Here is a 13,649-nt window from a genome sequence, read left to right as displayed (position 1 = left end):
GTCTCCCCACCCCACCGCCGTGTCGTCGTTGTGCTTCCGTTATTCGTTTGTTATCGTTTCGTTACACGAAGCCCGAGGCGACCGTCCCGGGTGAAAACCCAACGAAGGGTGCCCGTTATGTCCCCCATACGTCGCCGCCTCATCGCTGTCGATGCTCAGAACCTCCTCGGCTGTCACCCAGCAGATGCCAGTGCGGCGTGTTGGGAGTTCGCGATCACCGAGTCGCTGAACGCCGTGGGCTTCCGCGAGGACACGGACCATCTGGTGATCGCCGTCGCTCCCGACTGGGCGTTCACCGTCAAGGCACTCGCGCCCTTCGCACGCCTGATAGTGCGGGGCGGCCGCCACGGCGCGGACCTCGCGCTGTGCACCGCACTCGAGGACACCAACTTCATCGCAAGCCGCTACAGCGAGGTGGTGATCGCCAGCGGATCCCACATCTTCCGCAGATCAGTCCGCGCCCTGGCCGACGCCGGCGTCCCCACCACCGTCGCGTGCCTGCCCCACCAGACCTCCAGCGCGCTGACCGCCACCGCCGCCCACGTCACCTGGCTGGACCGCCCGTGCGCAGTCCCCGTGCGCACTCGGCTGGGGCTGGCTGCGTAGCGGTTCTCAAGCGGGGCATTATGGGGCAGGGCGTCCCGGTGGCGGACGATGCTCCGCGCACGGGGGTGCGAACGCGCACCAGCCCTGGCGAACAGCCCCTCTGTTGCGGGGCCGGGTCACCGAATTTCTCATTTCAGCTCAGGCTTAAATGCCCGATTGGTAGTCCGTCGTCGAGCGCGCCCAGCCCGGCAGTGGTGGCGGCCCCAGCCCAGCGTCGGCGGTTGCCTGACCCCAGCGTCGGCCCCACCCCATAAACTGCGAGCAACGAGGGGACCCACGCCATGCATGAGATCGTCTGCCCGCACTGCGGCAAAGCCTTCACCATCGACGAGGCTGGCTACGCCGACATCGTCGCCCAAGTGCGCACCAAGGAGTTCGAGGCCTCGCTGCACGAGCGGCTCGCCCTGGCCGAAAAGGACAAGCTCAACGCCGTCGAACTCGCCAAGGCTCAACTTGAGGCCGAGCTCCAGCAGGCCGCCGCCGCCAAGGACTCCGAGATCCAGGCGCTCAAGGCCAAGCTCGAGGCCGACGACGTGGCCAAACAGCTCGCGGTGCGGGACGCGGTCGCCGCGGTGGAGAAGCAGCGCGACGAACTCCGCAGCGGGCTTGAGAAGGCCCAACTCGAGATGAAACTCGGGGAGGCCTCACTGAAGGACAAGTACGAGACTGAGCTCAAGGCGCGCGACACCCAGATCAAGGACCGCGACGACGCCATCGAACGCCTCAAGGACCTGAAGGCGCGGCTGTCCACCAAGATGGTCGGCGAGACCCTGGAGCAGCACTGCGAGACCGAGTTCAACCGCCTGCGCGCCACCGCGTTCCCCAAGGCGTACTTCGAGAAGGACAACGACGCTCGCACGGGTAGCAAGGGCGACTACATCTTTCGCGAGTCCGACGACGCGGACAACGAGGTGGTCTCCATCATGTTCGAGATGAAGAACGAATCCGACACCACCGCCACCAAGCACAAGAACGAGGACTTCTTGCGCGAGTTGGACAAGGACCGCACCGAGAAGGGCTGCGAGTACGCGGTGCTGGTGTCGCTCCTGGAACCCGACAGCGAGCTGTACAACGGCGGCATCGTGGACGTCTCCCACCGCCACCCCAAGATGTACGTGGTGCGGCCGCAGTTCTTCATCCCCATCATCACGCTGCTGCGCAACGCCGCCCAGAACTCGCTCGCCTACAAGCAGGAGCTGGCGCTGGTGCGCGCCCAAAGCGTGGACGTCACCGAGTTTGAAAGCCAACTCGACGCGTTCAAGACCGCCTTTGGGAAGAACTACGACCTCGCCTCGCGGCGCTTCCAGCTGGCGATCGACGAGATCGACAAGTCCATCGACCACCTGCAGAAGACCAAGGAGGCGCTGTTGGGGTCCGAGCGCAACCTGCGCCTCGCGAACGACAAGGCACAGGATGTGACCATCAAGAAGCTCACCCGCGGCAACGCGACGATGGCGGCCAAGTTCGACGCGTTGAAGGACGGGGACGGCGCAACCGCGGAGTGACGGGGTTCCTCGCGCGGGCACGTCTTGGACGCCCCTGTCTATTCCGAGGAATCGTCATTGAGCCTGAAACGAGCGAGCGGCGCTGCGCGGGTTGCGCCCCCTGATGCTGCCGCAGTTCGAGGTCGTCGCCAGGAGAGTGCGAGCGCGAAACGTGAGTCAGGGCCGCTCGTGTTGACGGTCTCCCTGCCGCCAGTAGCACGTCACAGCAGACGAGCACCAATTTTGGCCAACCGTGTCGGAGTGGCTTGCGATGCTGGCCTGAAAAATGAGAGGAGGCCCAAAGTGGCCACGGAATCTGAAGAATCGGTGACTATCCAGGACGCGAAGTCAGCAGTCTTGGCGGAACTCGTGAGGATCGTCGACAATGCGAGCGTCTCGGAAGTGAAGGAACTCGCGCTCGAGTATCGACTGCTGGCTGGAGGCACCCAACCCGGAGCCTCCGTTGTCACCGGGAAGTAGCTTCGCGGGGGATCACTGAAATCCCGACCCTGACGGCACATGGCTCCGGGATCCGGGCCTGCTACGCGCCGAGCACCCCTTCCCCCACCACTGGGATCCCGTACTCCCGAGCCTTGCGCGCCTCGCCCGACCCGCTCCCCGGGTCCCGGGCAATCACCGCCGCTATCCACAGACGCAGCATGCGGTGCCAGTTCAGCCGGACCACGTCGTCTGCCCCCAGCCCGAGCGTCGTCGCCATGCCTTCCAGCGCACGGCGCTGCGCATTCAAAGGACGCGATACAGAGATCTTCCTGTCCAGCAGCACGCGATCTTGCAATGCCCTAGCTCGCAGGTCCAGGTACTCGTCGGCGCCGTCAAGGCCCTCGACCCGCGCGAACGACCCCGCCGCGCGCATATTCGCGGCCAACAGCGCGGCGGTGGCCTCGGCGTCGACCAGGGCGGCGTGGGCATCAGCCACTTCCACGCCAAAGTGCGCGCAACACCCCCCAGCTTCGCCCGCGCCCCAAACCGCCCCGCCAGACGCATCGTGCACCACGTCATGTCGTGCGTCAGGCCAACCCACCAACTGGCGCGCGCATGCTCGGCTACCAGGAGCGATGCGTCACAGGCACTGTTGTGCGCCACGACGACGCGCCCCGCCAGGAGGTCCGTGAGGTCGCCGACGATGCGGTCAAACGTGGGCGCGATGCGGTCAAACGTGGGCGCGATGCGCGCATCGGTCGCGTCGACGCGGTGCACGTGCTGCGCGCCTGCGTTGTGAGACGGTGCGGTCCCGCTGCGGGTTGACCGGGGTGGACCAGCAGTCCTCGCGGCGGCCGTCGGGGCCCACGAGCACCACGCCGATCTCGCACACCCGTTCCATGTGGTTGCAGACGAACCCGATGGTCTCCAAGTCGATGACTGCGAAGCCGCTCATGGGTAGTCCCCTCCCTCGGTACTCCGAGGGTAGCGCCGGGGTCCATCTCAATGAGGGATCCCCGCAAAGTTCAGCCGTTCCAGGCCCGGCTCACGGCGGGTTTGACCGGTGCCGGGCTCTTGGCCAGGACAGGAGTTTCGAGCCTGCCGGGGGGCGAGGATGCTCGGCGACAGGGCAGCGGGCTTGGTGGTCTTGAAGGCGGCACTCCTCCGCGCGATGGGCATCTTCCGGACGTTCGGGTCGGCGATCGCGCGTTGATGGGGAGTAGTGGCAATGCCAGACTGTAGAAACAGGCTCATCCCGACGCCTTCCCAGGGCGCGGCTGCCGCACCGCTACACCGAGGAAGTCAACCTGGGCAACGTATCGACCTCCGCGGAGGTCTCCCGTAAAGCAACGCGACGGGTTGACACGACGGGGCGGCTTGTGCTCTGATTGTGGAATCGATTCCTTGGAATCGATTCCACCTGTTCACCGATGAACGGAACCCGATGACGAGCATCAAAGATGTCGCTCTCGCGGCCGGCGTTGCGCCGTCCTCGGCTTCCCGCGCGTTGACCGGCCATCCGAACGTATCTCCGGAGCTCCAGGCCCGCGTCCAGGAAGCGGCACTCCGCCTCAACTATCGACCGAACGCCGTCGCGCGGTCGCTGCGGAGCACCGGCACCCGGACCATCGGCCTGGTTGTGTCGGACCTCCTCAACCCCTTCTTCACCGAGTTGGCCCGCGCGGTCGAGGACACCTCCCGGCAGGCCGGGTTCTCCGTGATCATCGGCAACGCCGACGAGAACCCCGGCCAGCAGGACCACTACGTGCGGATCCTGCTTGAGCGCCAGGTCGACGGACTGATCGTGGTGCCGACCGCCGAGACATCGCCTCTGCTACACGAGGCTGCGGCGCGCGGCGATCACCTCGTCCTCGTGGACCGGCCCGCGGCAGACGTCGATGCGCCCTCGGTGCTGGCCGACGGCACCGACGCGATTACCGAACTCGTCGACCATCTGGTGCAGACCGGGCGTCAAGACCTTGCGATCATCACCGGCCCCGACGAGGCGGGCAGCTCGAGGCAAAGGCTGGCGGCCTTCCGCGATGCCTTGGCCCGGCACGGTCGCGGGTTGCCCCCGTCACGTGTGCGCCACGGAGACTTTCGCCGCGATTCGGGCCGCATCGAGCTCGCCGCCCTGATGGCCGGGAGCTCGATCCCGGACGCCGTGTTTGTGGCAAACGGCTCGATGGCGTTGGGCGCCATCGAGTACCTCGCCACGCATCGCGATAGCGCCCCGCCGGTGCCCGAGTCGCTTGCGGTCGCGGTCTTCGACGACCTGCCGTGGTTCTCCCTGCTCAGTCCCACGCTCACGGCGATCGAGCAACCCACCGCTGCGCTTGGTCGCCGCGCCGTCGAGATGCTTCTCGACCGGATCGCCGGCCGGGAGGTCTCGGACGATCGGCTCGGGTGCGTCCTTCACCTCCGCGAGTCGACACGAGGTTCACAAGGAGCATCCCGGTGAACGAGCCTGCACGCGAGAAGACAAGCCCCCACACAGGAGTGGAGCTCCTCCGGGTCGAGGGCCTGGTCAAGCGCTTCCCGGGCGTGACCGCCCTCGGTGGCGTCTCGTTCGACCTCCACGCTGGCGAGGTGCACGTGCTGCTCGGCGAGAACGGAGCTGGCAAGTCCACTCTCATCAAGTGCCTCGCGGGCGTCTATCAACCGGACGAGGGCCAGGTCGTTGTAGACGGCCACCCGGTGACCCTGAACACGACCAGGGACGCGGAGGCGCTCGGGATCGCCACGATCCACCAGGAGTTCAACCTGGTCCCTGGGCTCAGCGTCGCGGAGAACGTCCTGCTCGGCCGTCCTCCGCGCCGTTTCGGGATCGTCGACCGGCAAGCCATGTACGCCCAGGCAGGCGCCGCCCTCGCCCGGGTCGGCCTGACGATCGACCCCCGCACTCCGGTAGACACGCTCGGCGTCGCCCGACAGCAGCTCGTGGAGATCGCCAAGGCACTGAGCCTTGACGCACGGATCCTCATCCTCGACGAGCCGACGGCGACGCTCACCGACGACGAGGTCGACCGCCTCCTCGCCCTGATGACCGAGCTCCGCAGTGCGGGCGTCGGTCTGGTGTTCATCTCCCATCACCTCGAGGAGATCAAGCGGATCGGCGACCGCATCACCATCCTGCGCGACGGCGTCGGCATCGGAACGGTGAGCGCCGCGACGCCGCGCGACGAGCTCGTACGGCTGATGGTGGGCCGCGCGATTGCGTCCCAGTACCCGAGGGTCCGGACGGCACCCGGTGAGGACCTTCTTCAGATCAGTGGCCTGTCGTCGCCGGGATCGTTCGAGGACATCAGTCTCACCGTTCGTGCGGGAGAGGTCGTCGGACTCGCCGGCCTCGTGGGTGCTGGCCGCACAGAATTGCTGCGAGCCGCTTTCGGAGCCGACCGGTACACCGCCGGGTCCGTCTCCCTCCGGGGAACACCCGTCGCGCGGCATGACGTCCGGACCTCGATCCACGCCGGGCTCGGCTTGGTGCCGGAAGACCGCAAAGCTCAAGGGCTCGTGCTGGGCGCCAGCGTGGCGGAAAACCTCAGCCTGGTTTCCCTGCGCGCGGCGACACGTCTCGGCCTCGTCGACCGGGCGAGGCTCGAACGGGGCGCGCACCGCGCCGTCGCAGACCTGGGCATCCGGACCCCGAGCATCCGCACCACCGTGAGGAACCTGTCCGGCGGCAACCAGCAGAAGGTCGTCATGGGGAAGTGGCTGTCCGCCGACCCGGCCGTCCTGCTGCTCGACGAACCTACCCGCGGCGTCGACGTCGGCGCCAAGGTCGAGATCTACCAACTCATCAACGAGCTCACCGCGTCCGGGCGTGGCGTCCTGCTGGTCTCATCCGACCTCCCAGAGGTCCTGGGGATGTCGGACCGGATCCTCGTCATGGCGCACGGCCGACTCGTCGGCGAACTCACCCACGAAGAAGCCACCCAGGATGCCATCATGGCCCTGGCCGTCAAGGAAGTGGAGTCGAGCCGTGCCCTCTGACGCGCCCCCGATCCGAACCTCCCCCCGCCCCGGCGAGCAGACCAACGCCCAGCGACTCACCGAGCGGCTGCGCTCCGCGGCCAGCCGCAACGGTGCGCTCGGCGCGCTACTGCTGCTGGGTGCGGCGATGGCCCTGCTGAGCCCGGTCTTCCTCAGCACGCAGAACTTGCTGAACGTCGGCGTGCAGGCGGCCGTCATCGCCATCCTGGCGTTGGGTCAGACCTTCGTCATCATCTCCGGGGGCATCGACCTATCGGTCGGCTCGGTGGCCGCGCTCACCGCCATCGTCACCGGGCTCATGGTCGCTGACGTCGGTCTCCCTCCGCTGTTGGCCATCCTCCTCGGCCTGGCGGCGGGCCTCGCCTCCGGCCTCGTCAGCGGCGTGCTCATCGCCTACGGTCGACTGCCAGCATTCATCGCCACCCTGGCGATGCTGTCTATCGCCCGCGGCCTGACCCTGGTGCTGTCGGGCGGCGTGCCCGTCGCCCAGCCCGCCGCCGTAACGTGGTTCGGCAGCTCGCTGTGGGGCTGGCTACCGGTCCCGGTGCTGGTGATGGTGGCGCTCGGTCTGCTCGCGGCCTTCATCCTCAACCGGACCTACACCGGACGGGCGATCTACGCGATCGGCGGCAACGAGGAGGCCGCCCGCCTGTCCGGGATCAACGTGGGCCGGCAGAAGCTGATCATCTACGGACTCGCCGGAACGTTCTCTGCGGTCGCCGGTCTGGTGCTGGCGGGCCGCCTGGCGTCCGGCCAGCCGCAGGCGGCCGCCGGCTACGAGCTCGACGCCATCGCGGCCGTCGTCATCGGCGGCGCCTCACTCGCGGGCGGCCAGGGGCGCGCGTTCGGCACCCTTGTTGGCGCCCTCGTCCTGGCCGTGATCCGCAACGGCCTCAATCTGCTCAACGTGTCCTCCTTCTGGCAGCAGGTCGTCATTGGAGCCGTCATCGCTCTTGCGGTGCTCTCCGACACACTCCGCAAGCGCCGCAACTAACCCGCACCACCCGCACCACCCGCACGACCCCCGGGGAACCTCCCCGGGGACCAACACACAAGGAAGTGATTTCGCATGACCAAGCCATTCCTGCGGCTCGCCGCAGTCACCCTTGCCGGAACGCTGGCCCTCGCGGCCTGCTCGTCCGACACGGGCACGGATGCCACCATCGACAGCGGCACAGGCGCCGCCACTAGCGAGGTCAGTCTCGGCCTGGCACTGTCCACTCTGAACAACCCCTTCTTCGTCTCCCTGCGCGACGGAGCCCAGGCGGCCGCCGACGAGGCAGGCGTCGAGCTCGTCGTCACCGACGCTCGCGACGATGCGACCCAGCAGGCCGATCAGGTGCAGAACTTCAGCGCCCAGCAACTGGACGCCGTCCTGATCAATCCGGTCGACTCCGACGCCGCGGGTGCGATGCTCGCTCCGCTGATCCAGAGTGGCACCCCGATCGTCGCCGTGGACCGGGCGGTCACCGGCGTCGAGGTGGACTCGTTTATCGCCTCGGACAACATCGCTGGCGGCAAGCTGGCCGCCGAGGCGCTCGCGAAGGCCATCGGCGAAACCGGCAAGGTCATCGTCCTGCAGGGCGTGGCGGGTACGTCCGCGTCCCGTGAACGCGGCCAGGGCTTCTCCGAAGGCATCGCGGCCTTCCCGAACATCGAGGTCGTCGCCATGCAGCCGGCCGACTTTGACCGTGCTCAGGGGCTCGACGTCGCGACCAACCTGCTCCAAGCGAACCCCGACGTCGTCGGCATCTTCGCGGAGAACGACGAGATGGCACTGGGCGCGATCCAGGCCCTCGGTTCCCGTGCCGGCACGGACGTGTTCGTGGTGGGCTTCGACGGCACGGACGACGGCGTGGCGGCAATCGACGCCGGCACCCTGTACGCCTCGATCGCCCAGCAACCCGAAGAGCTCGGTCGCGCCGCCGTGGAGGCCGCGCTCGCCCTGCTCGCCGGTGATCCGGTCGACGCCGTCGTCGGTGTCCCTGTTGTTGTCCTGACCGCCGACTAGCCACCCGGGCGGGGGGCGAGCCGACCGACGCGTCACCCCCGCCCCTTCACAACGGTCCGCCGCAGTGTGCCCGCGCTGCGGCGGACCGAGAGGGAGTATGACGTGAGTCGTCGCAAAATAATCATGGTTGGTTCGGCCAACGTGGATCTGGTCATCGACGTGGAGCACCGCCCCGCCGGTGGTGAGACGGTCCTGGGATCGAACCTCGTGACCTCGCCGGGAGGCAAGGGAGCCAATCAGGCCGTCGCCGCGGGCCTTCTTGGGGGCGACGTCAGCTTCGTCGGCTGCGTCGGCCGCGACGACAGCGGTCGGCTGCTGCGCGGCTCCCTGATGCGTGCTGGTGTCGACGTCACGCAACTGCGCGAGGTCGACGCCCCCACAGGCACGGCCCTGATCCTGCTCACCCCCGACGGGGAGAACTCGATCGTCGTCTCGCCCGGCGCCAACCGCCTGGTGAACGCCGACGTGGTCGACGAACTCGCCGGCCTGTGGTCCGAGACGGCCGTCCTCGTCGTGCAGCTCGAGATCCCGCTCGAGACGGTCGACCGCGTCGTGGCGGACGCGTCCCGCGCGGGAGCACGAGTCGTGCTCAACGCCGCACCGGCGGCGGCCCTCAGCGCACAGACCCTCGCCGCGGCCGACCCCTTGGTGGTCAACGAGGCGGAGGCCGCCTTCCTGCTCGGCGTCGCCCCGGCGCCGAAACCCACCATCTCCCAAGACTTCGCGACGGCCACGGCGCTCCTAGAGCTCGGTCCCCGCTCCGTGGTGGTGACCCTCGGCGGACGGGGCGCGGTCATCGTGCAGAGCGGAGACGATGTGGCGCCGGGCGGCGTCCACGTCCCGGCTCAACGGGTCGCCGCGGTGGACACCACCGGGGCAGGCGACGCGTTCGTCGGGGCGCTCGCCGTAGCGCTGGCCGACGGCCTGGACCTGGAGTCGGCGATCCGGAAATCGACGTTGGTGGCCGCCCACGCGGTGACCCGACGCGGTGCGCAAGGCTCGTACCCGACAGCGGCCGAGGTGGTCGCATGAAACGCCGCGGCATCCTCCACGACGCACTGTCTGGAGCGCTCGCCCGGCTCGGACACACCGACATGGTGGTCGTGGCCGACTGCGGCCTGCCCCGCCCCCCGGGTGTCCCCGTCGTCGACCTGGCCCTCGTCTTCGGCGTCCCCACCTTCGCCCAGGTGATCAACGCACTGGCCGAGGAACTCGTCGTCGAACGCGTGACGATCGCCAGCGATACGCCGTTGGCCAACCCCGATGCCTACGCCGTGATCGTGGACCACTTCGGCGTACCCGAGCTTGTCTCGCACGAGGGCCTCAAAGCACTGTCGGCACGTGCTGTGCTGCTGGTCAGGACCGGTGAGGCGACGCCCTACGCCAACGCCGTCCTGCATTGCGGCGTGCCGTTCTGATGACGTCGACGCGGTGTACGTGCTACGCGCCTGCGTTGTGAGACGGTGCGGTCCCGCTGCGGGTTGACCGGGGTGGACCAGCAGTCCTCGCGTCGACCGTCGGGGGCCACGAGCACCACGCGGATCTCGCACACCCGTTCCGTGTGGTTGCAGGCGAACCCGATGGTCTCCAGGTCGATGACTGCGAAGCCGCTCATGGGTGCTCCCTCAGATATTGTCACGCTCTTTTCACTGGCGCAACGCCTCGCCCTCACGGAACGGGACCGGGGATGCGCAAAATGTCACGCCCCATCCCAACACTGCGAAGCCCACCACATTCGCTGGTGGGAAAACGGCGGCCGCACCGACCTGGCAAACGGCGTCATGCTGTGCGCCCCAACGGCGCGGGTAGCGGCAACCCACCCTTCGCCGCATCCGCCCTGAGTACGCTGGGGACGCATGCCCACCAACAACCGGACGCCCACCTCCCCAGACAACGAGAACCTTCCCGAGGCGGTAGTCGCCAGCGCGCGCGACTCCGCCAAGTCCGACAACGTCCAGACGCGGATCTACCAGGCGATCTCGATCCAGCGGCCCGTGGTCCTCGAATACCTCAAGTCGCTTCGCAGGGACAAGCCGGACGCGTCCCCTGCGGAGTTGCTCAGGGAACTCGAGAGGCGCTACGTCGCCACCGTGACCCTCACCAGCACCGGCGTCGGCGCATCGGCCGCCATCCCGGCCGTGGGCACGGGTATCGCTCTCACGCTCGGCCTCGCCGACCTGCTGTTCTTCTACGAAACCAGCGCCCTGTGCGTGCTCGCCGCCACCGAGCTCCACGGCATCGAGTACGCGATGCGGACAGGGCCCGCCCGCTCGTATTCGGCATGCTGCTCGGCGAGAAGTCGCAAAGCAAGGTGTCGAAACTCGTGATGCAAGCCACCGGAGCGGGCAGCATCAACACGGCGCGCACCGTCGCGGCAGGCCGCGTCGGCAAGGCCCTGCCGCAGGGCTGGGGCGAAGTCCTCACTCAGCAACTCCCGGACTCGGCACTCGCACTGCTGGCCACTGTGCTCGCGCGGCAGGCACTGCAGGCCACCGGCAAGGTGGGTGCCAGGACTATCGGCAAGGTGCGCCCCTTCGGCATCGGCGCGGTGATCGGCGGCGTCGGCAGCTTCACGTTTGGACGCGACGTGGTCAAGGCCGCGCACCTTGCCTTCCCGACGACCCCCACTGTCTTCCCCTCATCCGTGCTCGACTACGAGAAGCCCGAGCCCGGTGCCAGCGAACCCTCGCGCGCCATGAAGGCCTTGCAGTCGGCCGGGGATGGCGCGAGCGGCTTCGGCGAGGCCGCCTGGGACAAAACCAGCGGCGTCCGATCCGCGATCAAGGGCGCCGCAGCCGGGTCGCGCTTCACGTCCAAGAAGGACGACAACCGCAGCTAGCGCGTCTACGCTTCACTGGCTTGGGCCGTTGCCCCACGAACGCCGCCACCGCACCACCGCGCCCGCCGCCGCGAGGACCTACGTCCCTTCAACACTTCTCCTGCGGGTCTAACGTCAAAAACGGAGGCGTGTCATGGGCGACATTCGAATCCTTGACCCATCGGATCTGGGCGTGCTCATCGCGAAGCTCCGCAAGCACGGTTTCCGCGTCATGGGGCCCACCCGACGAGGCGACGCGATCGTTACCGGGGAGATCCGGTCGATCTCCGACCTGCCGCGCGGCGTCGGCGACACCCAAGAGCCCGCCACCTACCGACTCACCGACCGCGGCGACGGCGCCTACTTCGGCTTCGCCGCCCCCGCCCAGTCCACCAAGCCGGTGTTCTTCCCGGCCGGGGAAGTGGTGTGGCGCGGCCGGCGCGACCATGACCGCGGCGGCCACTTCTCCGTGGAGCGCGACAAAGTCGACGCCGCCCCGGTCGCCCTGCTCGGCGTCCGCAGCTGCGACCTGCGCGCGGTCCTTATCCACGACCAGGTGCTGAGCGCCCGCCGCTACAAGGACGCCCACTACACGGCCCGCCGCGACGGCACCCTGGTGATCGCGGTCGCCTGCGGTGACCCGGCCGCCACCTGCTTCTGCGCCTCGATGGGCACCGGACCGCGCCCGGGCTCGATCAACCCCTACACCGCCGAACCGTCCTACGACCTGCTGCTGACCGAAGTCTTGGACAAGGACACCCACCACTTTGTCGCGGAGATCGGCACCGATGCGGGCCGCGAGCTCGCCGACGCCGTGGGGGCCGCCGAGGGCACCACCAAGGACAAGGCGCGCGCGATTCAGATCACCGACGCCGCAGCCACCTTCCAAACCCGCAGGATCGACCGCAAGAACGTCCGCGCGGTGCTCAAGGCATCGGCCGAATCTCCGCGCTGGGAGGACGTCGCCAGCCGCTGCCTCGCCTGCACCAACTGCACCATGGTGTGCCCCACGTGCTTCTGCACCACGGTGTCGGACGTGTCGGACCTGGCCGGCGAGAGCGCCGAGCGTCACCGCGTGTGGGACTCGTGCTTCTCCGCGAACTTTAGCTACATCCACGGCGGCCCCATGCGCGAGTCGACCAAAGCCCGCTACCGCCAGTGGATCACCCACAAGCTGTCCTCCTGGGAGGACCAGTTCGGGATGCTCGGCTGCGTCGGATGCGGCCGCTGCATCGCCTGGTGCCCGGCGGGCATCGACATCACCGAGGAGGCGGCGGCCCTGGGCCGCATGAGCGGTCTCGGCTCCAAGACAAGCGCGGCAATGACGTAAGGCGGACGGCAATGACCACGGCACCAGCCGACGCAGGGTTTTCGAACAACGCAGCGGTCAGGGACAGCGGCGGGTTTGCACACGCAGACCCCATGGTCCCGCGCCGGTACGCCATCACCCGGGTCCGCGAGGACACCCGCGACACGTTCACCCTGCTGCTCGATCCCGTCGACGGCGCACCCCTGACGTTCCGCGCGGGCCAGTTCACGATGCTCCACGCCTTTGGGGTGGGGGAGGTGCCCATCTCCATCTCGGGCGACCCACGGGGTGTGGCCAGCGACGGCACCCCGGCACCGCTCGTGCACACCATCCGCAACGTCGGCGCCGTCACCCGGGCCCTGGTCAACGCGGAGCCGGGCACCGAGGTGGGGGTGCGCGGTCCCTTCGGTACTACCTGGGATGCGGCCGACGCCGTGGGCAACGACGTCGTCTTCGTCACCGGCGGCATCGGGCTGGCGCCGCTGCGGCCGGCGATTCTGGACGTACTTGCCGAACGCGAGCGCTACGGCAAGGTGCTGCTGCTGTACGGCTCGCGCACCCCGGACGACATTCTCTACGGGCCCGAGATGCGCCGCTGGGCGGACCTCAACGACGTCAACGTGCAGATGACGGTGGACAACGCGCCATACGGCTACAAGGGCCGGGTTGGCTTCGTCACCGAACTGATCACCCGCGCCGGCTTCGACCCCCGCCAGGCGTTCGCGTTCGTGTGCGGGCCCGAGGCGATGATGCGCGCCGCCACGTCGGCGCTGACCGGCCGCGGCCTGCCCCCGTCGCGGATCCGCCTGTCGATGGAGCGGTCCATGAAGTGCGGCATCGGGCTGTGCGGCCACTGCCAACTCCGCGAACTGTTCATCTGCGTGGACGGCCCGGTGCTGAGTTACGCGCGCCTCGAGCCGCTCATGAACGTGAGGGAGTTGTGATGACCGCGCCTACCCATTCCCCCGGCCCCGCCCATTCCCC

17 protein-coding genes are annotated in these 13,649 nt (G+C 68.4%); 14 read left to right on the top strand and 3 right to left on the bottom strand.

Annotated elements, in window-relative coordinates:
- The first annotated feature begins 117 nt into the window (after positions 1–117).
- The 3 genes from QZZ29_RS05445 to QZZ29_RS05435 all read left to right on the top strand — a co-directional run bounded on the left by QZZ29_RS05445 (position 118) and on the right by QZZ29_RS05435 (position 2,570).
- On the top strand, positions 118–606 hold the full coding sequence (locus QZZ29_RS05445) for a hypothetical protein (RefSeq protein WP_291381972.1): 489 nt from the start codon (positions 118–120) through the stop codon (positions 604–606).
- Positions 607–887: 281 nt separating this feature from the next.
- Positions 888–2,111, top strand: coding sequence for a DUF2130 domain-containing protein (locus QZZ29_RS05440; protein WP_291381971.1), 1,224 nt, complete (start codon positions 888–890; stop codon positions 2,109–2,111).
- Positions 2,112–2,393: 282 nt separating this feature from the next.
- Positions 2,394–2,570 (top strand): hypothetical protein, encoded by a 177-nt coding sequence (locus tag QZZ29_RS05435; RefSeq protein WP_291381970.1) that lies wholly within the window; start codon positions 2,394–2,396, stop codon positions 2,568–2,570.
- Between the two features lie 61 nt (positions 2,571–2,631).
- Here QZZ29_RS05435 and QZZ29_RS05430 read toward each other — a convergent pair whose 3' ends face one another.
- On the bottom strand, positions 2,632–3,027 hold the full coding sequence (locus QZZ29_RS05430; RefSeq protein ID WP_291381969.1) for a hypothetical protein: 396 nt from the start codon (positions 3,025–3,027) through the stop codon (positions 2,632–2,634).
- A 234-nt stretch (positions 3,028–3,261) separates the two neighbouring features.
- Positions 3,262–3,486 carry a hypothetical protein gene (locus QZZ29_RS05425; protein WP_291381968.1) on the bottom strand — a complete coding sequence of 75 codons (225 nt, stop codon included), beginning with the start codon at positions 3,484–3,486 and terminating at the stop codon, positions 3,262–3,264.
- Between the two features lie 489 nt (positions 3,487–3,975).
- Between QZZ29_RS05425 and QZZ29_RS05420 the strand changes: the two genes are divergently transcribed.
- The 6 genes from QZZ29_RS05420 to rbsD all read left to right on the top strand — a co-directional run bounded on the left by QZZ29_RS05420 (position 3,976) and on the right by rbsD (position 9,956).
- Positions 3,976–4,992: a LacI family DNA-binding transcriptional regulator gene (locus QZZ29_RS05420; RefSeq protein WP_291381967.1), complete on the top strand. Its 1,017-nt coding sequence runs from the start codon at positions 3,976–3,978 to the stop codon at positions 4,990–4,992.
- Complete coding sequence (locus QZZ29_RS05415; protein ID WP_291381966.1) at positions 4,989–6,527, top strand: sugar ABC transporter ATP-binding protein; 1,539 nt, start codon at positions 4,989–4,991, stop codon at positions 6,525–6,527. Before QZZ29_RS05420 ends, QZZ29_RS05415 begins: the two co-directional genes overlap by 4 nt.
- Positions 6,517–7,521 (top strand): ABC transporter permease, encoded by a 1,005-nt coding sequence (locus tag QZZ29_RS05410; RefSeq protein ID WP_366479092.1) that lies wholly within the window; start codon positions 6,517–6,519, stop codon positions 7,519–7,521. The genes QZZ29_RS05415 and QZZ29_RS05410 overlap by 11 nt, the downstream gene beginning before the upstream one ends.
- Positions 7,522–7,596: 75 nt before the next feature.
- On the top strand, positions 7,597–8,538 hold the full coding sequence (locus QZZ29_RS05405) for a substrate-binding domain-containing protein (protein WP_291381965.1): 942 nt from the start codon (positions 7,597–7,599) through the stop codon (positions 8,536–8,538).
- Positions 8,539–8,640: 102 nt separating this feature from the next.
- Entirely contained in the window at positions 8,641–9,570 is a 930-nt protein-coding gene (locus QZZ29_RS05400; protein WP_291381964.1) for a ribokinase, read from the top strand.
- Positions 9,567–9,956 (top strand): D-ribose pyranase, encoded by a 390-nt coding sequence (gene rbsD, locus QZZ29_RS05395; protein ID WP_291381963.1) that lies wholly within the window; start codon positions 9,567–9,569, stop codon positions 9,954–9,956. Before QZZ29_RS05400 ends, rbsD begins: the two co-directional genes overlap by 4 nt.
- Here rbsD and QZZ29_RS05390 read toward each other — a convergent pair.
- Positions 9,917–10,153 carry a hypothetical protein gene (locus tag QZZ29_RS05390; protein ID WP_291381962.1) on the bottom strand — a complete coding sequence of 79 codons (237 nt, stop codon included), beginning with the start codon at positions 10,151–10,153 and terminating at the stop codon, positions 9,917–9,919. The two genes, rbsD and QZZ29_RS05390, sit on opposite strands and share 40 nt — an antisense overlap.
- Here QZZ29_RS05390 and QZZ29_RS12755 point away from each other — a divergent pair.
- From QZZ29_RS12755 to QZZ29_RS05370, 5 genes are all read left to right on the top strand, one after another.
- Positions 10,119–10,379, top strand: a complete 261-nt coding sequence (locus QZZ29_RS12755) for an HNH endonuclease signature motif containing protein (protein WP_366479096.1) — start codon at positions 10,119–10,121, stop codon at positions 10,377–10,379. The genes QZZ29_RS05390 and QZZ29_RS12755 overlap by 35 nt on opposite strands.
- Positions 10,380–10,394: 15 nt before the next feature.
- A complete protein-coding gene (locus QZZ29_RS05385; protein WP_291381961.1) occupies positions 10,395–10,865 on the top strand; it encodes a hypothetical protein in 471 nt (156 codons plus the stop codon).
- Entirely contained in the window at positions 10,820–11,377 is a 558-nt protein-coding gene (locus QZZ29_RS05380; protein ID WP_291381960.1) for a hypothetical protein, read from the top strand. Before QZZ29_RS05385 ends, QZZ29_RS05380 begins: the two co-directional genes overlap by 46 nt.
- Before the next feature lie 133 nt (positions 11,378–11,510).
- On the top strand, positions 11,511–12,686 hold the full coding sequence (locus QZZ29_RS05375; protein ID WP_291381959.1) for a 4Fe-4S dicluster domain-containing protein: 1,176 nt from the start codon (positions 11,511–11,513) through the stop codon (positions 12,684–12,686).
- Positions 12,687–12,697: 11 nt separating this feature from the next.
- Entirely contained in the window at positions 12,698–13,609 is a 912-nt protein-coding gene (locus tag QZZ29_RS05370) for an FAD/NAD(P)-binding protein (protein WP_291381958.1), read from the top strand.
- Positions 13,610–13,649: the final 40 nt, after the last annotated feature.

This window comes from Demequina sp. (assembly GCF_016278765.1).
Classification (GTDB): Bacteria; Actinomycetota; Actinomycetes; order Actinomycetales; family Demequinaceae; genus Demequina.
Note: the sequence above shows the minus strand (reverse complement) of the source record. Positions and strands in the feature narration are given on the sequence as shown.

What these genes read in the sequence shown, in the direction of transcription:
- QZZ29_RS05390 (WP_291381962.1), bottom strand. Translation starts at nt 10,153, where the DNA reads ATGAGCGGCTTCGCAGTCATCGACCTGGAGACCATCGGGTTCGCCTGC.
- QZZ29_RS05445 (WP_291381972.1), top strand. Translation starts at nt 118, where the DNA reads ATGTCCCCCATACGTCGCCGCCTCATCGCTGTCGATGCTCAGAACCTC.
- QZZ29_RS05420 (WP_291381967.1), top strand. Translation starts at nt 3,976, where the DNA reads ATGACGAGCATCAAAGATGTCGCTCTCGCGGCCGGCGTTGCGCCGTCC.
- QZZ29_RS05380 (WP_291381960.1), top strand. Translation starts at nt 10,820, where the DNA reads ATGCTGCTCGGCGAGAAGTCGCAAAGCAAGGTGTCGAAACTCGTGATG.
- QZZ29_RS05440 (WP_291381971.1), top strand. Translation starts at nt 888, where the DNA reads ATGCATGAGATCGTCTGCCCGCACTGCGGCAAAGCCTTCACCATCGAC.
- QZZ29_RS05375 (WP_291381959.1), top strand. Translation starts at nt 11,511, where the DNA reads ATGGGCGACATTCGAATCCTTGACCCATCGGATCTGGGCGTGCTCATC.
- QZZ29_RS05385 (WP_291381961.1), top strand. Translation starts at nt 10,395, where the DNA reads ATGCCCACCAACAACCGGACGCCCACCTCCCCAGACAACGAGAACCTT.
- rbsD (WP_291381963.1), top strand. Translation starts at nt 9,567, where the DNA reads ATGAAACGCCGCGGCATCCTCCACGACGCACTGTCTGGAGCGCTCGCC.
- QZZ29_RS05370 (WP_291381958.1), top strand. Translation starts at nt 12,698, where the DNA reads ATGACCACGGCACCAGCCGACGCAGGGTTTTCGAACAACGCAGCGGTC.
- QZZ29_RS05405 (WP_291381965.1), top strand. Translation starts at nt 7,597, where the DNA reads ATGACCAAGCCATTCCTGCGGCTCGCCGCAGTCACCCTTGCCGGAACG.
- QZZ29_RS12755 (WP_366479096.1), top strand. Translation starts at nt 10,119, where the DNA reads ATGGTCTCCAGGTCGATGACTGCGAAGCCGCTCATGGGTGCTCCCTCA.
- QZZ29_RS05425 (WP_291381968.1), bottom strand. Translation starts at nt 3,486, where the DNA reads ATGAGCGGCTTCGCAGTCATCGACTTGGAGACCATCGGGTTCGTCTGC.